The following is a 21,300-nucleotide window of genomic DNA, read 5'->3' as shown; positions in this document are numbered from 1 at the left end:
CAGGAGTTTCAATCATGTCTGAAGTGGATTTTTTCCAGAAAAATACCAGCGATTATATCTGCCCAACTTATGCAAGATATCCTCTTGCTGTAAAAAAAGCCAAAGGCTGTAAGCTTTATGATTTTGAAGACAGGGAATACTTAGACCTGCTTGCAGGAATTTCGGTCTGTAACCTTGGCCACAGTCATCCTGAAATTGTAGAGTCCATCAAGCAGCAGGCAGAAAAGCTTATTCATGTCAGCAACCTGTTTTACCAGGAAGAACAGATTCAGCTTGCCCGAAAGCTTACAGCTACCTTTCCGGACAGCAAGGCTTTTTTCTGCAACTCAGGAGCAGAGGCCAATGAAGGGGCCATTAAGCTGACTCGCAGATATATGCAGAAAATTAAAAATCAAACACGGTTTGAAATTATCACTCTAACAGGATCTTTTCACGGCCGGACTATGGCCACGCTAACCGCCACCGGTCAGGATAAAATCAAAGATGGCTTTGCCCCCCTTCTGCCGGGTTTTAAAATTATCAGGTTCAATGATGAACAGCACCTTGAGCAATCCATCACCAAAGATACAGCAGCTATTATGATTGAGGTAATCCAGGGTGAGGGAGGAGTAAAACCTGTAACAAAAAGCTTTGTCGCCAAAATTAGTGAATTATGTCAAAAGCATGACCTGCTGCTCATTGTGGACGAGATTCAGACCGGCATAGCCCGGACAGGCAGGTTCTGGGCTCATGAACACTACCAGCTGAAACCGGACATTATCACCACAGCCAAGGCACTGGCAGGAGGCCTTCCCATGGGTGCGGTTCTGGCCCGAAATAATGTTGCCTCTGCTTTTGGCCCGGGCACTCACGGAACAACCTTTGGCGGCAGTCCCATATCCTGCATGGCTGCTCTTAAAACCCTGGAAATTATAGAACGAGATAACATCATCAGTATGGCAGCTCAAAAGGGCCTCATGCTTCAAGCTGAACTTGAAAATGTAAAAAAAAGACATCCTGAAAAAATCAGAGAAATTCGCGGTCAAGGCCTTATGGTTGGAATAGAACTAACTTTTCCCGGCAACAAGATTTGGCTGGCCCTGCTTGAAAAGGGTTTTGTTCTCAATCTGACTCAGGACACAGTTTTGAGGTTGCTGCCTCCTCTAATTATTGAAGAAGATCACCTGAAATCATTTGCCGTTGCCCTTGACCAGTTGCTGGGCAGTAAAGAACTTTGTGAGCCTTAAATGTATGCCCTGACCATACATTCCAGCTCTGAAGGCATGGACAGCCTTCTGCCCCTGCTTCACCAGCGCATCTCCTGGGGATGGGAAGAACATGATTCCGGGGCAGTTAGCATCCATTTTTCAAGCCAGGAAAAAGCCCGGGACATAAAGGCCCTTATTCAGAAACTACCCCACAATTTTATTTTTTCCGGTCAGGAGGTAGACGAAGCCGACTGGAGTGAAGAATGGAAAAAATACTTCACCCCCATTGAAATTCACAGCACATTCATCATTGTACCGCATTGGCTGGCTGGCAAAGAAACAGAAATGATAAAAATTGTGATTACACCCAAAATGGCCTTTGGTACCGGACATCACGCAACGACTGCACTTTGTCTCAAAACCATGGCAAAGCTGCAACGCACCGGGATGATGCCGCCCAAGTGCAACTTTCTGGACCTTGGATGCGGGTCAGGCATTTTAAGCATTGGGGCTGCCCGATTGGGTCACAGGGGATTAGCCATGGATATTGATCAGGAAGCTGTTGTCAATACCGTGGAAAATATGAAGCTTAACCGTGTAGAAGACTGTATTTCGGTGATTCAGGGCAGTTTGAGCGCCTTGAATTCTGAGACAAGGTTCAACCTTGTGTTTGCCAACATCCTGGCTTCCACTCTTATAAATTTGTCCAGTCATCTGGTTTCCTGTCTTGATGACTCATACCATCTTATTCTGTCAGGTATTCTCATAGACCAGGCCCATGAGGTAATATCTGTTTATTCTAAACTTGGCTTAAAAGACCCCACGGTTGAACAAGAAGGAGAATGGTGTTCAATACATTATTATTCAGCAAGAAGTTAATTACATGTGGATAGGTGCAGCCCGCTAAAACAACCTGACCAGAACCTCATCATTTTCAGACAGCCCTTCGCAGTTATCCGGAATTTTTATCAATCCATCGGCCTTGAGCAATGTTTTCAAAAGACCGGACTTGCCTGTCACAGGCACAGCAAAAACCTGACCATTACTCTTCTCCAACCTGACCCGGATATGGTCTTCGCGACCGTATTTTGACGCAATATTCCGTGACAGGCTGGCTCTGACCATGAGTTCCTCTCTTGGATTAAAAGGATCTGGATCACCTTGCAAATGCTTAAGAAAAGGTATTACCAGGGCCAGCATGACAACCTGGGCAGATCCGGCCTGACCTGGTAATCCCCACACGCATTTATTGCCCCTGGCAGCAAAAATCGTCGGTTTGCCCGGACTGATTGCAACTCCATGAACCAGAATTTCCAGCTCTGGGACGGCATTCATGGCACTCACTGTATAATCTCTATTTCCCACTGAGCTTCCACCTGATATGAGAACCACATCATTTTCTTTCAGAGCACGCCTGAGTGATGCTTCCAGCAGGGATTCACTGTCAGGTACTATCTGGTATATGGTGGGATTACAGCCATTCTCACGCAACAATTGCCCCAGAGCTAAGGAGTTGATATCCCTGATGCATCCCGGCAAGGGTCTCATGCTGATCTCCACCAGTTCATCGCCTGTAGAAATGACTCCCACTGCAGGTCTTTGGTAAACAGATAACTTTTCAATACCCAAAGCAGCAAGAAGCCCCATCTTGCGGTAAGATATCTGCTCCCCAGCGCCAAGAACCTGTTCTCCGCTTTTAATATCTTCCCCTTTGAGCATAACATTTTCCCACGGAGCAACAGGCCTTCTTATTTCAATTGATCCCTCTCCCATATCATGGGCATACTCCACCATTACCACACTGTCCGCACCCGGAGGTAAAGTCGCGCCTGTGACAATGCCTGCGCAATGCCCTGGCTTTAGTTCATGCAGGGATACAGCATTAATGCCAATATTTTCACAAAGCTCAAGATAGGCAGGATTGGAGTCACCTGCTCCAAAAGTATCTTTAAACCTTACAGCGTAGCCATCCATGGATGACCTGTCTGTTGCAGGAAGATCTTCTGGAGCAAAAATATCAACAGATGAAAAACTCCCTCCAGCCTCACCCAGTTCTGTCTCAACACTGTCCAGTACAGGATGTCTCTTAAGTATGGAAAAAAAATCATTAACTTTTATGATATTGAAAAAATCCTTCATTTATACCTCATTCAGGATAACCACCTGCGAAATCCAAAATAGTTTCGCCTTACTTTAATCAAAGCAGGGGCAGACACTGCAAATTCCATGTTACATTCAAAAATCAAAAATCTAACGCGGGCTGTGCCCACAACCCAAAAAAAGATATTTTAACCGCCCGTTCGAAGACTCACTCAAGACGCAAAGGGCGCAAAGGAAGAAAGCAGTTCAAATTTTCTTGTTTTTTATGACAAAGCTTCAGGAGTAAGTTACTAACCTGTTACTGCTATTCTTTTCCAAAGCTTATCTATAGCCGAAACAGGATCAGGCTGCTGAAAAATATTTCTGCCTATGCTGACCCCTGCTGCACCGCATTCGATACTGTCATCAACCATATTCAGAAAACTTTCAAAGTCATCCTGCTTTGGGCCACCAGCGATAACAACAGGCGTGGACACTGATTTTACTGCCCTGTTAAAAATCTTTTTGTCTCCGCTATATGGAACCTTAATTATGTCAGCACCGAGTTCAGAACCAATTCGGATGCAATGCGCCACAAGATGAGGATCAAGCTCATTAATAATCTGTCCTCCCCGGGCATAAATCATGGCCAGCACCGGAACACCAAGCTGGTGCGCCTCATCAACCACAAGCCCAAGATCTGAAAGCATCCTGTCTTCCAAATCATTACCAATATTAATATGTACAGCAACAGCATCAGCACCAATGCGCAGGGCCTCCTGAATGGAGCAGACCAGTGCTCTGCCGTATGATGGCAGCCCGTGCTTGGTACCTGCTGAAAGGTGAATCACCAGATTCTGGTTCACGCTTAAGTTAGCGCTTTGCTCCATTGCTGTACCTTTATGCAGAACAACCCCCTTAACCTGAGTGTCGGTTAAAGAGGAAATTAGCTTAGACATATCATCTAATCCTGACACAAGGCCTTCGCTTACTCCATGATCCATGGGCAAAATCATTGTCTTGCGTGTCCTGACATCAAAAAAACGTTCAAGTCTTCGTTTATGTCCAGTCATACTTCTCCTGCACTATTCATCTTGAGAGTTAAAAGTTCCCCCCTGCCCCCTGACTCCTGACTCCTGACTCCTGACTATACATGCTGCACATAAAAACTCACGTATTCGCCTGCGTCCAGCACGAACAACCGCCAGGTCCAAGCCTGAAGCCCTATCTATCCGACCAGAAAAGCCTGTTTTTCCTGATTTTCACCCAGCCAAGCCCCAGATCATTCCAATATAACCCAATCATCCTGCTTTCCCCTGTAACACTGAGACTTTGACCATTGATTAAGCTCCTGAGTTCAGAGACATCCCTGACTGCGTAATATGTTCCGCAATCCTTACCAGGAAGAAAAGCCCGCATACCAGGCCACACCAGAAAGTTATTCCTGCTTCTCTTGCCTGCATGAAGGCCTGCAGCATTAACTCCAGCACCAATAAATTCCCATGCTCTTTCAGGAACAAAGAAAACTTTTCCGGAAAAGTTCCACAACCTTCCATGGGTTAATTGCCGCATATCATTTGTAAATGCAACCTGTTCAGCCCGGTTTTTTTTCATTGGAATTGGCCTTTGTCCATCCTGGTCAGCCTTGGTGGATTCTAAAGCAGCCATGAAAAAATCCTGTCCTCCCAGCCTTCTGCCCATAACTTTGAACATTCCGGAAAAAATCTCTTGTGAACATTGAGCAATCTCTTGTGGAAGCAAGTTTTTGCCTGAAGGTATCTGCAGTGGAAGTTCCTGCAGAGCCCAATTAATCTGCTCCTGGTTTTCCTGTTCATTGGTGGTGCATGTAGAGTAAACCAACCGCCCTCCAGGAGCAAGAAGGGAGGCAGCAGATTTTAATAAAATTCTTTGAAGTCCCACAAGTGAACCAGTTTTATCCTGTGACCATATCTTCAAAACCTCGGGATTCTTATCCACTGTACCCCATCCACTGCATGGAACATCAAGTAAAATATAATCAAAGCTGATGTTCCTGTCAGGAAAGTTCTGTCCCAGATATCCTGTAGTTACAACATTGGTCAGATTAAGACGCCTGATATTCGCTCTTAGTGTTGCAAGCCTGGTTCTGTTTGGTTCATTGGCCACCACCAGCCCATTGGAACCAACCATTTGAGCCAGCTGACCGGCCTTGCTGCCTGGACTGGCACACATGTCCAGCACTGCCGCCCCAGGCTCTGGATTAAGCAACATGGCCGGCAGCATTGATGAAATGTCCTGAATATAGATCAGCCCGAAATAGTTGGTTAGAGAACCCCCGGGAGGATTTCCACCAGACGTAAAACACATAATTTCAGTATCACCCGAAAAGTCAGCAAACTCAAAACCTTCATTGTGCAACAGGCTCAGTACGTCTGATCGCTCACCTTTGCTGCAGCAAAGGCGAAACCAGCGCCTGGACCGACTATCTGACTTCATATATTATCCTCGAAAAATGCCGCTATAGTGGCAGGTTAAAGTTTATCTTAAAATTCTTAGATCCTGACAAAGGATTTCATTGCCACCAGCATTGCCAAGAATTTAAGTTGACAAACATTAATGGTCCAGCGAAACTTAAGTGTTTTTTTTTGCAGGATCATTTTTGAACTGTTGAATTATCAGTGAATAAATTTAGCTTTATCATAAACGCCTGGGCCATGGCTGTGCACAGTCCGATTACTGCCAGGGATATATGGGTTGCATATAAGTGATGCTGAAAAGAAAAACGTCCCCGGGCCGTACACCTGCGCCTGAACTATTACACATTAATTAAGACATCTTGTTCGGAGGAAATGATGCTATTAAGAATTTTACTCTATAGTTTTCTGGCCTTTTTACTCAGTGCTGGACAGGCATGGAGTCAGTCAGAAAAGACTTTTGCTGTTCTTCCTTTTGAAGTCCATGGACCACAGGAATACCAATATCTTGCCCAGGGCATTCAGTCCATGCTAAGTTCACGTTTAACCAGAGCTGGTCAAAGTTCATCAATTCCTGCCGGCCAAATCAATCAGCGTGTACAGGAATTGCCCCATACAACAGCTCAGGCTCAGGAAATCCGCTCCATGCTGGGAGCTGACTACATTGTATATGGCAATGTAACTATAATGGATAGAGAAGCCAGCCTTGATGTATTTTCTGCATCCATTCAGGGTCCTTTAGAACCTATCCTTAAGCAGCCGTCCCTGTCTGAACTTATTCCTTCTCTTGAGCAGGTTGCCTCCAGCCTGCTCAGCCAGGCTCTTCCTGAGCAAACTGTCGTTGCTCAGGAAGAGGTCGTTGCAGATACCCCGGCACCACCTGCCCGACCTGCAGAAGCCGATGTTTTTGTCAGTCCGCATTTCCGATTTGAAGATGATCCTTACGCCGCTGGGAGGTGGAGAAGCCAGACTTTATCTTTTTCCAGTGTAGGCATTGCTCTGGGTTCGTCTAAATCCAGCGGAACCAAAACTATTTTCATTCTTGGAGATCGCCATGTCCATGCTTATCGGCTCCAGGAAGGCAGAATGATGCCTGTTGATACTTATGAAATTCCCCTGACATACCAGCCTCTCAACATCAACGCCTATGATATCAATAGAGACGGTAATGATGAATTAATCATCTCAGCAATGCAGGATGAACGGGCTAGATCACTTATTCTCAAGTTTGAAAATGATGAGTTCACAACCCTGCATCAGCGAATTCCATTTTACATGAATATAGTCATGCTTCCACCTCATTACAGGCCAGCCATTATCGGCCAGAGACCTGCAAGCGGATCCAGACTCTTCAACCCCAACTCGGTACAGGAAGTCATTATGACCAGTGACGGCCCTGAGTTGGGGCCAAGAATATCTCTGCCACCTAACGCCAATGTTTTTAACTTCACCTACTTTCCACAAGATGATGACCACCTCATTGTCCTGGCTGAGAATGATATTCTGAAAGTTTACAGCTCCACTCATAATCTGCGATACAGCACAACTGAAGAATATGCTGGATCAAGGCTGGGTATAGAAATACATGACACTATGCCGGGCCTTGGTCGCGGAAGTGATGTTGATCCAAATTACTACTATATACCCACAAGACTGTTGCCTGCCAGAATAGGAGATTCAAGAGACTATACCCTGCTTGTCCACAAGCATTTTGCCGGCATGACAAGGATATTCGCTCGCCACAGAAACTTTCCTGAAGGTGAAATCAGAGCAATGTTCTGGGATGATATTGGTTTAAATGTTCACTGGAATACCAGAAAAATCAGAGCTGGAATCATGGATTTTGGACTATTTGATTTTGACGGCGACGGCCAGAAAGACCTTGTAGTACTGGTCAATACGCACCCGGGCATTACAGGTCTTCAGGACCGGGGCACTATAGTGCTTGCATATAAGCTGGACTCCGAAACCATGGGCCGGAGAGAGCAATAAAAATAAGTTGCCGGACATCTCAACCCTGATTTTGATTCGGGGCGAGGCGTTACTGACAGGTTCGGTCCGGCCCGCCCCAGCAGAGCACGTAAAAAATGAAAACCTCAAGCCAGGTCAAATACTATGAGGTAAGTGAACAGGAATCCGGCCAGAAACTATTTTCGTACCTGCAACGAAAACTTGGACGTGATATACCCAGATCAGCCATAATGAAGTTTATCAGGACTGGCCAGGTCCGGGTGAACAAAGGCAGATGCAAACCTTTCCAACGGGTCTGTGCTGCAGATGAAATAAGAGTACCCCCCCACTCTTCATCAGCAAAAACTGATACCTCTGATGCCGGACCCATTGATATAATTTATGAATCACATGAATATCTTGTCCTTGACAAGCCTCCCGGACTTCCGGTTCACCCTGGAACATATCATAACGACAGCCTTGTAACGCGTGTTCATGCAGCTTACAGTCATGCTGTTTTTGCACCTACACCTGCGCACAGGCTTGATAAAAACACCACCGGCATAATACTGTTTGCCAAATCTTATAAATGGTTGCGATACATCCAGAGCATCTGGAACCAACCCGGGTTCTGCAAAGAATATCTTGCATGGGTTCAGGGGAAATGGGATGCAAATATTGCAGAAATTAAGGCAGGCATTCTAAAAGATCATCTTGGGGCAAGGGTGGATAGCCGGGGAAAAGAAGCCCGAAGCTCAATAACTGTAGTGGCCGGCTTTGAGGATATGTCATTGTTAAGGGTCAGAATATATACTGGGCGCACTCATCAGATAAGACTGCATCTAGCTCAAAAAGGTCATCCAATTATTGGAGATACAGAACATACAGACAAAGAATGCAAAACCATGTACCTGCACAGTTTCAGACTAAACTGGGGAAAAAAAAGTTTCACTCATCTGCCAGACTGGGAAGGAAGGTTTAATCCGGAATTATATCTCTCTATCTCAAAGTCTGAACTCGTGACTTCAGTCTGTGAATATGATCAAAGTCATTCTTCTTGAATCCCAACAGGCTGAACCAGTATTGCCTCTGGCAGATGAACTCCAGACTCTTTTCAAAGTCATACGGGCTGTGTGGTTCAAGAGTAAACCCAGGACAAAGATCTAACAATTCAAGTCCGGCAAAAAGCTCGACAAAGGGAATCTTACCGGTTCCAAGTCCGAGATGTTCATCATGCAAGCCATCATTGTCATGCAGATGGAGGTGACGCAGATAGGGCCCCAGACCCTGCAGCCAACTGGTCAGATCACCACCCTTTTTACCGCCCCCAAAGCTGAACCAGTGCCCAAGATCAAAACAGAATCCAGCCCTGCCTCCAAGTTCAGAAAGTAAGTCTCCTATCTCCGTCGGATCCTGCTCATATACATTTTCCAGATAAACAGGAATGTCGCCTGCTTCATCAAGGATTGCCCGCCAGGCGATAAGAGAATTCTCTATCCATCGGCTGTAATGGCCGTTATAAACATTGGGAACATATCCTGTATGTGCAATGATATGTTCTGGAGAGTAAAGCTTTGCAAATGCAACCGCCTCTTTCAGCCTTCTGATGCTGGCCTCATGAATATAGTTGTCAGGACTGCCCGGTTTGAGATCGATAAAAGGCATATGCACAGCTGTTTTTAATTTCTGATGTTCAAACTTTCCAGCTGTTATCTTATGGTGAGCGGTGGAGTAAACCTCAAGGGTCAGCAGATCTAAGCCTAACTCTGGAGATACTGCGTTGTGTCTGAAAAAATCAAATGTATCAGGCTGAGTAAGATTGTAACTTAATGGGAGATTGACAAAAAAGCGGGTCATGGCAGAATACTACAGGCTTTATGCAGTTTTTGTATCTGTTTAGCGCTTTTAAGGAAAGCAGGGGACAGGCACTCCGGGACCCACTTGAGCATCAATTTGTGCTCAAAGTGACTCATTTTTGGCACAAGTGGGTCCCGGAAGAGCCAGTTCCCCTCCGGGCTGTATGCCTCCGGGCAGGAAGCCGTGCCACATCCAAAGCGCTAAACAGATACCAGTTTTTTAATTGTAAAACAAAGAAGCAAAAAAGTCGCATAGCAACCATCAGAAAACATCAGACTGCTTTAAACTATATAAGAACATGGCTTAAGGGATAAGTTTCACTGTAGAGAACTTGCCCCTCGTTATCGTTGGCTTTAATCCTGAGGGCAAAAATTGTATCCTGATCCATAACCTCAGGCAGTTCAAAAGTGGTATCCATAGACTTGAACCGGTTGATTGAAAAGTCAAGATCCCTGTCTTCAAGATTAAGATCAATCATCAAACCATCATTTCTAACTAGAAAAATATGAACCCTGCCCGAAACTGTCTGACCGGAATCAAGGTTGTTGACTTCAAGCTGAACCCTCATACTGTCCCGGACAAACCTTGCCTGCACATTGGTGATACCTACAAGACCTGAATCCACAAGATCAAAAATGTCCTGCAGGTCAACTCTTTCAGAATAAACCCTTGGTCTTTCCTTGCTCTGGGCCAGAAGTGAGCGCAGTTTTTCGTCATTATGGCTTTCAAGCATAGTACTGATATTTTGAAGCCTGGTTAGTTCCCTGTTGGCTTGAACAAGAGCATCGCGATCCAACTGGCATGAGACTTTCAATGTCTGATACTGATTATAGAAAAAGTAGGTATAATAACCCCCAGCCACTGTTGAGCTCAGCAGCAACAGGAAAATAAGCACAATAAACCTGATCCAGAAAGGACTGAGACGAAAGCGCTTTACTGAAGTATCATCACGCATTAAGATGACATTATACTTGTGAGAGCTCAACTAATTTCTCTCCAGTGTTCAGAAATTATCTTCCATTGATCTTTAAAAGGGGCCAAAGTAAGAGTTTTTTCACCAAAATCTGAAAAACCGGTTACACTTGAATAATTCTGGTAAAATACCAGCACAAATCCTTCATTGGATGTTTCAAACTTGATATTGCTGATTTCAATGGCTTTCGGCAATAGTCCCCGGCCCCAGATATCAACCTTATGATCAACAATACTGCTCCTGCCCCTGAGATTATTTTGAACTGCATTATTGTGATAAAAACTGGCGTAGGCATCAAGATCTGCATCTAACCAGGCTTCTCGCCACCTGGAAAGTACTTCTAAGATATCATCTTTGCGAGCGTCAAGATAAGCCTTTTCCAGGTCTGCACTGGGATATGAACGCCATTCTTCGCCTACAATCCTGAATCGCCCGTCATCATCTTGTTTCCAGTAAAGTCTCTTAATCCCCCTGGAATAAAATCCAGGAGCCTTGAAAACCTGTCCAAAATAACTGACAGAATAGTCCGGTCCATGCACAACCTTGGGCTGCTCAACAAAAACATCCATCCAGGCATACTGGTTAAAGAGCCTTTGCTTATGGGCTTGGAAAGCTCTGAAACTCTGCCCTTCGCTTTTGGGAAAAAGTATGGAATCATAGTGCTCAAAATACGCAGTGGATTTATTGCGCCAGTCATCTGCCCACTGCAGACTGTTGCGGGCAATTGCTCGAGAGTGCTCATGCTCAATCTCATCAGGAGACCAGGATATTTTTTCAGCAATGATTACAGGAGTTTTCCGAAATTCAACATAATCTTCTAAAGCCAGCATATACTCCATATCCATTGCCACGCAGCCTTCAGTATCAAAAGGAACAACCTCTCTGCCGCGTCCGTGAATCCATATGCTGTGACCTGTTTTATTTTTTATGCGATCAACTGGATTGGGATAGTTCAGAGTAAATGCCAGGTCACCAAAGAGCTCGTAGGGCAGGTAAGGATTGTTGGCTATCCTTCTTTCTAAAAAATAAATCCCTTCGGGGGTTTTGAGATCTCCCTCCACCAGTTTGTCCCCTTGAGCCTGACCTGTTGTGCACTGCCAGGACTCTTTCTTGACCAAAGGACTCTTGTTGGAAAAAATTAAGAAGCTTTGATTTTGCTTATCTACCGTCAGTATAGTTTCAGGAGCAAAAGCATCGCCGGTCAAGTGTGGCTTCCATGCCTCAGCATAGGTCAGGGCAGGAACAAACAAAAGTAAAAAAAATAAAAGTCTTGGACTCAATTTATTAACCTCACCACTCAAGTTCAATCCTCCCGAGAGGACCTGTCATGACCATTAGCACTGATTCTCCGGCAGGAGCTGGAAACCGGATGTTAAAGTTTCTGTGCCACTGATCGACATAAGGATAAAACACCTTCAGCCTGGCCAAAGGCAGCCTGACCGGCCTTATTTCAATGGGGTAAATATTTTCATCATCCTGAACTATGAAAATTGACCATAATGGATCGTTGAACCGCAGATTAGAATGATCCCGTACAGGGCTGAACAGCGAAACAAACACAGTAATCTCGGTTTCAAGATCTCGCAAGGCCCTTTCTTCCTGCTCCATGATTTCCCTCGGAGAAGGTGAAAAAACAGCTTGTTTTTTTCTGAAATAGGCTTGGGTCCAGTCTTTGCTCTTTAAAGTAGCCTGAACCAGTATGTCGGTCTCAATACCGGAATAAAGGGCACCAGATCTTGTCCATTCACGGGTAGTCTGAATATATGGATCGTCCATATCCGGCCAAAGGAAATGGGGTGCTTTTTTGACCTGACAGCCGATACCCAAAAAAGTTAGCACAATAATGGCCGATAGAATAAAACAGCTATTGCCGGGCCGCATGGAGCAGTTCTTTTCTGGTAAAAATGGATGTCAGCTGGTAACCGGCCTTGGCAATATTTTCCCTGCCCCCTTCCTGACGGTCAAGTACACAGATTATACCGCGAATATCAAGTTTCTGGTCTTTAACCCTTTCACATGCTGTCAGAAGTGTACCACCGGTTGTGACAACATCTTCCAGCAGGCATACCTTGTCTCCGGGCTTAAAGTTGGCCATGCCTTCGAGATAGGCATTAGTCCCGTGTCCTTTAGATTTTTTACGGATAATAAAACCTGGAAGTGGGGTTTTTTCTAAGTATGACACAACAGTAACAGCAGAAATCAAGGGATCTGCTCCCAGAGTCATGCCTCCAACACCCTGTATTTCCATAGCTGACTCATGGATCATATTTAGAAACAGCTTACCTATCAGGTAGCAGCCCTCAGGATGGAGGGCAGTCTGTTTGCAATCAAAATAGTAATCACTTTTTTTGCCTGAAGTAAGGGTAAAGTCGCCTTCCTTGTAGGATTTGGAATAAAGCAGCCTGGCAAGTTTAATTTTAAGCTCGTCATTTCCCATTTTCAAACACCCTGTCCATGATTAGTTTCTCGTGTTGAAGGTAATATTGAGTGTCAAAAAGCGTATCAAGCCTGTCAGCACTTAGAAAGTCACAAATTCTGGAGTCTGACCTGATTCTGTCTGGAAAAAATACCTGGTTTTCCCAGCAGTGCATGGCGTGACCCTGAACTAATTCGTAAGCTTCCTGTCTCTGCATCCCCTTTTCAATGAGACCAAGCAGTACACGCTGGGAAAAATAGAGCCCCATGGAAGAATTAAGGTTTCGCTCCATATTGGCTTCATTGATTTTAAGGTTGGACAGCAAGTTATTCAAGCGGAATAACATGTAGTGAATAAGGATGGTTGAGTCAGGCATAATAACCCTTTCAACTGATGAATGGCTGATATCACGTTCGTGCCATAAAGCCATATTTTCCATGGCTGCTAAGGCATTGGTTCGAACCAGGCGGGAAAGTCCAGTCAAATTTTCAGCAGATATGGGGTTCTTTTTATGAGGCATTGCTGAAGACCCCTTCTGTCCCTTGGTGAATCCTTCTTCTACTTCCAGAACTTCAGTGCGCTGCAGATGCCTGAGTTCTACACAAACCCTTTCAATTCCACCGGCCAGCAAAGCCAGGGCTGTAAAGTATTCTGCATGCCTGTCGCGCTGGACAATCTGAGAAGAAATTGGATCAACTTTAAGTCCCAGGAGCTTACAGGTTATCCTTTCCACTTCAGGATCTAAATGAGCATAGGTGCCAACAGCACCGGAAATTTTACCTACCCTGATGTTATCTACAGCCCTTCTCCACCGGGCCTGATGACGACTGAATTCAGCATAAAAGTTGGTCATCTTGAGACCAAAACTGGTGGGTTCAGCGTGAATGCCATGAGTTCTGCCCATGACAAGGCGCCCCCTGTGCCTGTGAGCCAGATCACTTAGAGTCTCAAGCAGGCTGTTTAATGCGCCTGAAATAAGCATGCCTGCTCTGAAAAGCAGCAAGGCATTGGCAGTATCCACAATATCAGAAGAAGTACATCCCAGGTGAATAAATCTTGCAGATGGCCCCACCTTCTCTTCAACAGCCGTTAAAAAAGCTATAACGTCATGCCTGGTCTTCTCTTCAATCTCTAAAATACGATTTAGATCAAATCCCGCATTGCTGCGAATCTGCTGCATATCTTCAGCTGGAATAACTCCAAGTTCATGCCAGGCTTCGCAAATGGCAAGCTCAACCTCAAGCCATGACTTGAACCTGTTTTCCATTGACCAGATGTCACCCATCTCCTTTCTGGTATATCGTTCAATCATGAATACAATCCATATAATATTCTTACAGTTTAGTAACTTACACCTGGAACCCTGTCATAAAAAACAAGAAATTGTTATCAGTTAATTGTTAATAGTTAATTGTTGAAGAACAAAAGCCTGAATTCACTGCCTTACACTGATAACAGATAACAAATAACAAATAACAGATAACAGATAACAGATAACAGATAACTGGGTCGCGGGTTCAGCCCGCGTTAGCCCTTTTTAAGGAAAACAGGGCACAGGCTCTTCGGGCCAGTCTTGAGCATTAACAATGTTTTAATCAAGTTGATAAAAAAAAGGCAGCTGACCAGCTGCCTTTGCAAGCCTAACTTGCCTGGGAACTTGAAGTTGCAGGCGTGCTGCCTGTATCCGATGCCTTGGTTTCAGTAGCAGGGGCGGACTTTTCTTTTTCAGTCGTCTTACCATCCCCATTGCCGGCTGCTGAATTATTTCCGCAATAATCCGTAACATACCAACCACTTCCTTTAAGCACGAAAGCTGAGTTGGATATGAGCCTTGAAGACGCCCCACCACAGATAGGACAGACTTTTTCAAGGTCTTCAAAGCCTTTTTGCCACTCTTCAAAAACCTGCTGGCAGTCATTGCACCTGTACTCATAAATAGGCATTTACTTTTTCCTCCTTAACAGGCGATATAGATTTCTAGTATCTGTTTAGCGCTTTGGATGTGGCACGGCTTCCTGCCCGGAGGCATACAGCCCGGAGGGGGACTGGCTCTTCCGGGGCCCACTTGTCCCAAAAATGAGTCACTTTGAGCACAAATTGATGCTCAAGTGGGTCCCGGAGTGCCTGTCCCCTGCTTTCCTTAAAAGCGCTAAACAGATACGATTTCTAATAATAGTTTAGACCTTTGGATGTGAAACAGGGAACTGGCACCTCCGGGCCCACTTGCCTGACAAATATCATGTTTAAAACACCGGTTAGTGCACAAGTGAGTCAGGAGGGCCTGTCTTCCTGCTTTCCATAAAAAAAGTCTAAGCTATTATGATTTTTGTATCAGAACTTGTAAAGCTGGGGACAATGCATTAATTACACTGCAATAATAATGCAGGTGTTCAGCTTCAGGCTGAAAAAATGTCCCTCACAGCTAATCTTTTTTAGCTGCACTTTTTGCTTCTCTGATTCTTTGCTTAAGTCTTTTTCTGCGGCGTCTGCGACGTCTGTCAATCTCTTTTTTACGCTCAATTTTTTTATGACTTCCCACTTATTCCTCCTGAGATTATGAATTGATATTTATTTTTTTGGATCATATCTGTTTAGCGCTTTGGATGTGGCACGGCTTCCTGCCCGGAGGCATACAGCCCGGAGGGGGACTGGCTCTTCCGGGACCCACTTGTCCAAAATAATGAGTCATTTTGAGCACAAATTGATTATCAAGTGGGTCCCCGAGTGCCTGTCCCCTGCTTTCCTTAAAAGCGCTAAACAGATACTTTGGATCAAATCTCTTCGCTGAGAACCAATATTAACAAATAGCATTAAAAAATATGCACTGTCCAGAATTTTGTTTATCCTTATTTTCCAAGGCATTTCAGCTGGCTCTTTGCCCTGAGACATAGCCAGGTCTGAGGCATCATTGAAATAAAGACCTCAAAACACATACTGCCCAAACCTGTCATTATTATCAAATGGTTTCTAACTGGTAGCTTCGGGTACCAAGGCCCAGATCCTCAGCATATTGTAAAGACCACCGCCCATTGGTTTTGGGATGGACAAGTTTGAACTTGTCATCTCCGGGGACAGCGCTGTCCGGAAGTTTGCTGGGAAACAGAGGTTGAGCGTTGTCTACAAGATCAAGACAGGCCTGATCAACGGCAACAGGGTCTTTGGATGCCAGCACTCCAATATCTGCACATACAGGGGCATCGCTGAAACCTGGACAGTCACAGTCAGGCGTGACATTAAACACAAAATTGATATGCACGGCTCGATCATGCATAAGACTCAAAACCGCTCCAGCATATTCCATCATTCTTTTCAAAAATTCATCCACTTCGGTTTTCCAGTTTATTGACAGTGCTCCAGTCTTGCAAGCAAGAAAACATGCAGCACAACCAACGCATTTACCCAGATCCAGGGCAACCTTTTCTTCATCAAGAGTTAAGGCCATGGGAGCGCATACTTCCACACACATACCACAACCAATACAATGCTTCAGATCAACTTTGGGCCCTAAACCACAATGCTGTCGCATTTTTCCCTGACGGGTGGCACAACCCATGGCCAGATTCTTTAGTGCTCCACCATATCCTGCAAGTTCATGCCCTTTAAAGTGACTGACGTTGACAATAAAGTCACTGTCAACAATGTCACCAGCAATATAAAATTCTGACAAGCTGTTGCCGGCATAGTTTATGATCCTTTCATTACGGCTTTTTATGCCATCAGCAATAATCACTGGTGCCCCGATAACATTGGGATCAAACCCATGGGCAGCGGCCTGCAGGTGATGCGAGACAGCTTCTCCTCGATTGCCTATATAAAGAGTATTTGTATCAATTAAAAAAGGTTTAGCTCCACATTTTTTAACAAAATCGATAACAGGTTTAAGCCAGAGTGGAGATACAAAACCGGTTGTCCCTCCTTCCCCAAAATGAATCTTAACAGCTGCAAGCATTCCTGGCTCTAACATAGCCCCCAGCTCTAATTTCTTCAGCAGCTTTTTTATACGCAGATCATATGGCATTTTTCGCGAAGCCCTGAGATTCCAGAAATACACCTTACTCATTAATTCTCCGATTTGTAATAGTTCAGGCCCTGGATCCGGCAAGAGGACCGGACCTTCCAGATCCCGCTTGCCTCATAAATAACAAGTTTAAAACAATGGTTATTGTTCAAGCAGGTACCAGAAAAGCCGGTCCCAAGCTTCCCTTAAGCAGGGCTAAACTGTTACGATAATTAAAACCTGTAGCTGAAACTTATTCCGGTCAAGTGAGTCCGACCATTTTTAAACCTGCTGTCCAAAACTCCGTCATCTAAGTAACGTTCATCAATGGACCTGTTTGCGAACCACAGGTATGAGTAGGATAAGTCCAAACTGGCCTTTTCCCACTTGAAACCAAGGCCTGTGGTAATTATGTGCCGGTTGTTGGTGGGAGTCATGTAGTCAGCATATCTGTCACGATCAGGTATCTGATCATACACATAGCCAAGACGAACATTTATCAAATCAGTCAGTTCATATTCAGCGCCAAGCTGGAAACGCCAGACATCCTTCCATTTTTTATCAGTGGAAGATGTTGTGGTTGATCCCAAAGGACTGCCTGGGGTCAAGTCCTGTCCAAAATTAATTTTCAGCTCATCATAAGTACTCCACAAAGTGTAAATAGCATTTCCTTCAAGACTCAGCCTGTCCATTGGACTGAATGTAACACCAAGTGCAAACGAGTCAGGCAATGTGATGTCACCTTTGGCTGAAGTATTCTGAAACCAGGGCTGAGGAACTGCAGCACCGGGATGACGGCTGAATTTTGCATCTCCTGAAATACTTTGCTTAACTCTGCTTTTATAAGTCAAGCCAAAAGCCCACGTGTCATTGGGTTTGTAGTGCAAGGCAATATTACCGCCAAAACCATAGCTGTCCCCGTCAAGTTTGGCATCGATATCAGCCGCTCTCATGCCCCTGGCCCAGTCATTTATAGCTCTTTCCTGGTGAAAATCAAACCACATGATTTCAGCTCCAACAGCAATGGACAGCGTATCAGTCAACTTATAGGCAATATTAGGGTTAAAGGACAGTGACTGAACTCTGGTATACTGGCTGTTATACCTGCCGAACCAGTCTTTATCATATTCTGTACCCAGACCGAACCTGTTGTAAATTCCCAGTCCAAGCCAGGCCTTGTCATTCATCTGCCAGGTAAGGTAAGCATAAGGAGGTATCCAGTGATTCCTGGTAATGCTTTTGGATCCCTCGGGAGTTTGAATTCTGCCTGTGGGAGAGACCACAGAGAAGCCTGCCTTGGCCTGAATACCCTCCAGCTGAGTAATACCGGCTGGATTATAGGCAACCGCAGAAGGATCATCAGCACGGCCTATCATGGTTCCACCCATGGAAGTGCCCCTGGCACCCCATTCATAAAGTGCAAAACCGGCGGCATTCACATGCCCGACATAGACAAAACAGAGCAGCACAATCATCAACACACAAGCTTTAAGACTAACACCATCTCTCATCCCGCCTCCTGAATAGTACATAATTAAAAGTGTTACAAAAAGTAATTACAAACTAATATAACGCCGCAAAAATTTTTCAGCCTATATTATTATTTCCTGTTATTTGCAATTCATTTCTTACTTTTTAAATAACTACTTTTAACAAACCAAACACGGGGGAATTATGGTCAGAGAAAAGGGTCTAATATTGTCATTGCCGGGCCCCATCGCGGCAATCCATCTTTGTCAGATATAAAGAAAAGAATGAACTGCGAGCAAGGAACCATTAAAATGACAGGTAACGCCTGGGACTTTGGCAGAAATCGGTTTTAATGAAAATTTACACAGCGAGGGACATTCCCCCTCCGGACTGTAAGCCTCCGGGCAGAAAGCTGTGCCTGGTGGAAAGTTCTGATGTTTGATGAAAAATTTTTCTTGTATAAATGTAGCCCTGTAGACCTGTTCTGCAGGAAATTTACGCACTTTGTTCCAGGGCTGGAAGTATTGAAGCAGTGAGCCATAAATGGGGTTCGCGTCAGCAAAAGAAATGCAGGGAGCTTTTGGAGCAAGTCGAATATGCTGTTTGACAAGCCTTCCGAGTGACAGAGGATTACGGTCCGCAAGAAACTGCGGATTATTCCGAAGTCAATTCATCAATGGATTTTCTGAAACTATCTATGTCGCTGCTTTGAATGGCAGAGCGTAGCAGTTGTTTCAGCATCATCCTGCTGGTCATTTTTTTGATTCTTTCTTCAATATCTGAGGGAATATTTGAACTGAACTTTGTGTCTAATGCGTCAAGGACCGTTTCCTGGGCATTAGACAGCATTCCTATCTCAATACCTTCACCTCTGCCTATTTCAATACCTTCAATCCTGCCTTTTTTAATCCCATGTCTTTCAGCACTTGTTACGTATGTCACTTCTTTATCCTCCTCATATTCAACAAGGTTGTCAGTAAATCTCTGGGACAAATCCTCTGGTAAGATCATTAACCAGTCAATCAGCCTGTATAGCTGCAAAATATCGTCAGCTGAAAATCCTCTTTCATAAAGGGCCATAACAATGGACCACTTCCACGAATAGCGCTCCTCCGGGTTGTTTTTGGTGGTTTTTGTCTTCAGGTGAGCAGCAGTTATAATGGCAAATGGGTTGGACTGCTTCAGCAATTCATCGATTCTGTCGTTGTAATCAAGAAGCTTGACCATAGGAAACTGGAAATGAAGTTCGCAGCCCCACTGCTTAAAACTATATGGTCCCGGACGCCAGGATGGATGGTCCTCACTCCCACTCAAAACCCACCACATTACGCTCTTTACTTGAGAACTCAACCCCGATGAGATACACTTCCTGTCCCACATACTTATCTGCATAACCTCTGTCTTTAATCTGTTCAATGGGTCTGCCTTCACCTGCAAGCTCAACAACCTTAAACTCCAGAATATAAACCCGGCCCTGGAAGCGGATAACCAGATCCAAGCGCCCCTTGCTGGTTGACTCTTCAGCGCGTACATCAAGCCCAAGAGCTGCAAAATAGCAATAAACCACAGAAGCATAATAACCTTCATATCTCGACAATTGATTTTTGCGATACCAGTCATGTGGAATGGAAGCAAAAAAGGCATGAAAAATATCCTTAAGGCTATCCAGATCATTGCCTAGCAGGGCATCTATGAGATCTGACTGATTCCTGGTTTTGGCCAGACTGTCTTTGGCCAGAGTGCTCAGGATTGAATTGTTTAAACTGGATTTGACCTCCATGTTAGGATAGGTCAGTGTATAGCGCCTGAAGGATCCAACCTGTTCAAATCCTGTAATGGTCAAGTATCCGGCCTGAAAAAGCAGGGTTTCAGCCGTAATATTCTCCACATCAAAACTGCCCACAATCTCTTCTCCAGCCTTAAGATTTTCTATGCCGGGTATGTTGTATTGCCCATTATAGAGCATTTTGATTAAAAAACTTGGCGTACCGGTCTCAAACCAGTAATTGGAAAATACTTTGGATTTAAGGTAGAGTAAAATGTCAAAAGGATTATAGACTTCTTTGCCTAGCCAGTTATAACCATTATACCATAACCTTACCTGATTCAGGTCCACACCTTCTAAAAAATCAGCAAATACTGTCTCCAGCTCATCTTGGGTATAACCGCATATATCTGAATACTTCTGATTCAGAGTAATATCTTCCAGATTGTTCAACCCACTGAAAAGGGACACCTTGCTGAACTTGGACACACCGGTAATAAATACAAACTTGATATATGGATCAGCATCCTTGATTACGGAATAATAATTCTTAAGCTCTTCCCGGATGGCTACAGCCATATCTTTCTTTTCAATATTGTCTAATACTGGCTTGTCATATTCATCAATCAGTATGACAACTTTTTGCCCTGTTTTTTCGTGCAAAGTGAAAATTAATTCTGCAAACTTGCCTTTCAAACTTTTTTTAACATACTCAATATTATACTTCAGTCCGTGATCATAAAGAATCTCATCAAATGAAACCTCAAGTTCACTAACATTTCGGACCACGCCTGACCCAAAGCTCACATGCACCACAGGGTTTACCCGGTCCCAATCCCAGTTATTTTCTAGGAACAGCCCCTGAAACAAATCCTTTTTACCCTGAAAAGCTGCCTTGATGGTGCTCAAAAACAGGCTCTTGCCAAACCTGCGCGGCCTGGACAGGAAATAGTATTTGCCCTCTGAGGATAACTGGTGAACAAAATGAGTCTTGTCCACGTAATAATAGCCTTCATCAATCAGGTTTTCAAAAGTCTGAATTCCTATGGGTAGTTTTTTCATTTGGATGGATCCAGCGAGTTGGCTTAATAGTTTGTGAAATTTTTGTAGTGTCCTTCTCTAATTGGTCGTGAACAATAGCCAGTCCGATTTC

General features: G+C 44.5%; 18 protein-coding genes. 4 read left to right on the top strand and 14 right to left on the bottom strand.

Annotation, left to right across the window (positions count from 1 at the left end; genetic code table 11):
• The first annotated feature begins 14 nt into the window (after nt 1-14).
• Both LZ23_RS18550 and LZ23_RS18545 read left to right on the top strand, forming a co-directional pair.
• Entirely contained in the window at nt 15-1,226 is a 1,212-nt protein-coding gene (locus LZ23_RS18550; protein ID WP_045216634.1) for an aspartate aminotransferase family protein, read from the top strand.
• Nucleotides 1,227-2,066: a 50S ribosomal protein L11 methyltransferase gene (locus tag LZ23_RS18545; protein WP_052507517.1), complete on the top strand. Its 840-nt coding sequence runs from the start codon at nt 1,227-1,229 to the stop codon at nt 2,064-2,066.
• A 24-nt stretch (nt 2,067-2,090) separates the two neighbouring features.
• Here LZ23_RS18545 and LZ23_RS18540 read toward each other — a convergent pair whose 3' ends face one another.
• The 3 genes from LZ23_RS18540 to LZ23_RS18530 all read right to left on the bottom strand — a co-directional run bounded on the left by LZ23_RS18540 (nt 2,091) and on the right by LZ23_RS18530 (nt 5,741).
• Entirely contained in the window at nt 2,091-3,326 is a 1,236-nt protein-coding gene (locus LZ23_RS18540; RefSeq protein WP_045216632.1) for a molybdopterin molybdotransferase MoeA, read from the bottom strand.
• 251 nt (nt 3,327-3,577) lie between these two features.
• Entirely contained in the window at nt 3,578-4,339 is a 762-nt protein-coding gene (locus tag LZ23_RS18535; RefSeq protein ID WP_045216630.1) for a class I fructose-bisphosphate aldolase, read from the bottom strand.
• A 151-nt stretch (nt 4,340-4,490) separates the two neighbouring features.
• Nucleotides 4,491-5,741, bottom strand: coding sequence for an RsmB/NOP family class I SAM-dependent RNA methyltransferase (locus LZ23_RS18530; protein ID WP_045216628.1), 1,251 nt, complete (start codon nt 5,739-5,741; stop codon nt 4,491-4,493).
• A gap of 353 nt (nt 5,742-6,094) precedes the next feature.
• Between LZ23_RS18530 and LZ23_RS18525 the strand changes: the two genes are divergently transcribed.
• Nucleotides 6,095-7,711, top strand: a complete 1,617-nt coding sequence (locus LZ23_RS18525) for a hypothetical protein (RefSeq protein WP_157493329.1) — start codon at nt 6,095-6,097, stop codon at nt 7,709-7,711.
• A 95-nt stretch (nt 7,712-7,806) separates the two neighbouring features.
• Nucleotides 7,807-8,730 carry a pseudouridine synthase gene (locus LZ23_RS18520; RefSeq protein WP_052507516.1) on the top strand — a complete coding sequence of 308 codons (924 nt, stop codon included), beginning with the start codon at nt 7,807-7,809 and terminating at the stop codon, nt 8,728-8,730.
• Here the strand turns inward: LZ23_RS18520 and LZ23_RS18515 are convergent.
• The 11 genes from LZ23_RS18515 to LZ23_RS18455 form a co-directional block, all read right to left on the bottom strand.
• Complete coding sequence (locus LZ23_RS18515; protein WP_052507515.1) at nt 8,669-9,526, bottom strand: sugar phosphate isomerase/epimerase family protein; 858 nt, start codon at nt 9,524-9,526, stop codon at nt 8,669-8,671. The genes LZ23_RS18520 and LZ23_RS18515 overlap by 62 nt on opposite strands.
• Nucleotides 9,527-9,812: 286 nt before the next feature.
• Entirely contained in the window at nt 9,813-10,511 is a 699-nt protein-coding gene (locus tag LZ23_RS18505) for a hypothetical protein (RefSeq protein ID WP_045216623.1), read from the bottom strand.
• Entirely contained in the window at nt 10,508-11,800 is a 1,293-nt protein-coding gene (locus LZ23_RS18500) for a L,D-transpeptidase family protein (RefSeq protein WP_045216621.1), read from the bottom strand. The genes LZ23_RS18505 and LZ23_RS18500 overlap by 4 nt, the downstream gene beginning before the upstream one ends.
• Nucleotides 11,790-12,275, bottom strand: coding sequence for a hypothetical protein (locus tag LZ23_RS18495; RefSeq protein WP_157493327.1), 486 nt, complete (start codon nt 12,273-12,275; stop codon nt 11,790-11,792). Before LZ23_RS18495 ends, LZ23_RS18500 begins: the two co-directional genes overlap by 11 nt.
• 88 nt (nt 12,276-12,363) lie before the next feature.
• Nucleotides 12,364-12,936, bottom strand: coding sequence for an orotate phosphoribosyltransferase (gene pyrE / locus LZ23_RS18490; protein WP_045216618.1), 573 nt, complete (start codon nt 12,934-12,936; stop codon nt 12,364-12,366).
• Nucleotides 12,926-14,227 (bottom strand): adenylosuccinate lyase, encoded by a 1,302-nt coding sequence (gene purB, locus LZ23_RS18485; RefSeq protein WP_045216616.1) that lies wholly within the window; start codon nt 14,225-14,227, stop codon nt 12,926-12,928. The genes pyrE and purB overlap by 11 nt, the downstream gene beginning before the upstream one ends.
• 328 nt (nt 14,228-14,555) lie before the next feature.
• Nucleotides 14,556-14,858 carry an FmdB family zinc ribbon protein gene (locus tag LZ23_RS18480; RefSeq protein ID WP_045216614.1) on the bottom strand — a complete coding sequence of 101 codons (303 nt, stop codon included), beginning with the start codon at nt 14,856-14,858 and terminating at the stop codon, nt 14,556-14,558.
• Between the two features lie 1,013 nt (nt 14,859-15,871).
• The gene (locus LZ23_RS18475) at nt 15,872-16,975 is read right to left on the bottom strand and encodes a DUF362 domain-containing protein (protein WP_045216612.1); all 1,104 of its coding nucleotides are present in this window, start codon (nt 16,973-16,975) and stop codon (nt 15,872-15,874) included.
• A gap of 170 nt (nt 16,976-17,145) precedes the next feature.
• Nucleotides 17,146-18,423, bottom strand: coding sequence for an OmpP1/FadL family transporter (locus LZ23_RS18470; protein WP_045216610.1), 1,278 nt, complete (start codon nt 18,421-18,423; stop codon nt 17,146-17,148).
• A 613-nt stretch (nt 18,424-19,036) separates the two neighbouring features.
• Nucleotides 19,037-19,696, bottom strand: a complete 660-nt coding sequence (locus LZ23_RS18460; protein ID WP_232300542.1) for an RpnC/YadD family protein — start codon at nt 19,694-19,696, stop codon at nt 19,037-19,039.
• A complete protein-coding gene (locus LZ23_RS18455; protein ID WP_045216606.1) occupies nt 19,683-21,209 on the bottom strand; it encodes an ATP-binding protein in 1,527 nt (508 codons plus the stop codon). Before LZ23_RS18455 ends, LZ23_RS18460 begins: the two co-directional genes overlap by 14 nt.
• Nucleotides 21,210-21,300: the final 91 nt, after the last annotated feature.

The sequence above is a fragment of the Desulfonatronovibrio magnus genome (assembly GCF_000934755.1).
In the GTDB taxonomy this organism is placed as follows: Bacteria; Desulfobacterota; Desulfovibrionia; order Desulfovibrionales; family Desulfonatronovibrionaceae; genus Desulfonatronovibrio; species Desulfonatronovibrio magnus.
The sequence above is the reverse complement of the archived record's forward strand: the minus strand, read 5'-3'. Positions and strand labels throughout refer to the sequence as shown.

Coding starts and splice junctions, on each gene's coding strand:
- LZ23_RS18550 (WP_045216634.1), top strand. CDS start 15: ATGTCTGAAGTGGATTTTTTCCAGAAAAATACCAGCGATTATATCTGC.
- LZ23_RS18545 (WP_052507517.1), top strand. CDS start 1,227: ATGTATGCCCTGACCATACATTCCAGCTCTGAAGGCATGGACAGCCTT.
- LZ23_RS18540 (WP_045216632.1), bottom strand. CDS start 3,326: ATGAAGGATTTTTTCAATATCATAAAAGTTAATGATTTTTTTTCCATA.
- LZ23_RS18535 (WP_045216630.1), bottom strand. CDS start 4,339: ATGACTGGACATAAACGAAGACTTGAACGTTTTTTTGATGTCAGGACA.
- LZ23_RS18530 (WP_045216628.1), bottom strand. CDS start 5,741: ATGAAGTCAGATAGTCGGTCCAGGCGCTGGTTTCGCCTTTGCTGCAGC.
- LZ23_RS18525 (WP_157493329.1), top strand. CDS start 6,095: ATGATGCTATTAAGAATTTTACTCTATAGTTTTCTGGCCTTTTTACTC.
- LZ23_RS18520 (WP_052507516.1), top strand. CDS start 7,807: ATGAAAACCTCAAGCCAGGTCAAATACTATGAGGTAAGTGAACAGGAA.
- LZ23_RS18515 (WP_052507515.1), bottom strand. CDS start 9,526: ATGACCCGCTTTTTTGTCAATCTCCCATTAAGTTACAATCTTACTCAG.
- LZ23_RS18495 (WP_157493327.1), bottom strand. CDS start 12,275: ATGGACGATCCATATATTCAGACTACCCGTGAATGGACAAGATCTGGT.
- pyrE (WP_045216618.1), bottom strand. CDS start 12,936: ATGGGAAATGACGAGCTTAAAATTAAACTTGCCAGGCTGCTTTATTCC.
- purB (WP_045216616.1), bottom strand. CDS start 14,227: ATGATTGAACGATATACCAGAAAGGAGATGGGTGACATCTGGTCAATG.
- LZ23_RS18480 (WP_045216614.1), bottom strand. CDS start 14,858: ATGCCTATTTATGAGTACAGGTGCAATGACTGCCAGCAGGTTTTTGAA.
- LZ23_RS18475 (WP_045216612.1), bottom strand. CDS start 16,975: ATGAGTAAGGTGTATTTCTGGAATCTCAGGGCTTCGCGAAAAATGCCA.
- LZ23_RS18470 (WP_045216610.1), bottom strand. CDS start 18,423: ATGAGAGATGGTGTTAGTCTTAAAGCTTGTGTGTTGATGATTGTGCTG.
- LZ23_RS18455 (WP_045216606.1), bottom strand. CDS start 21,209: ATGAAAAAACTACCCATAGGAATTCAGACTTTTGAAAACCTGATTGAT.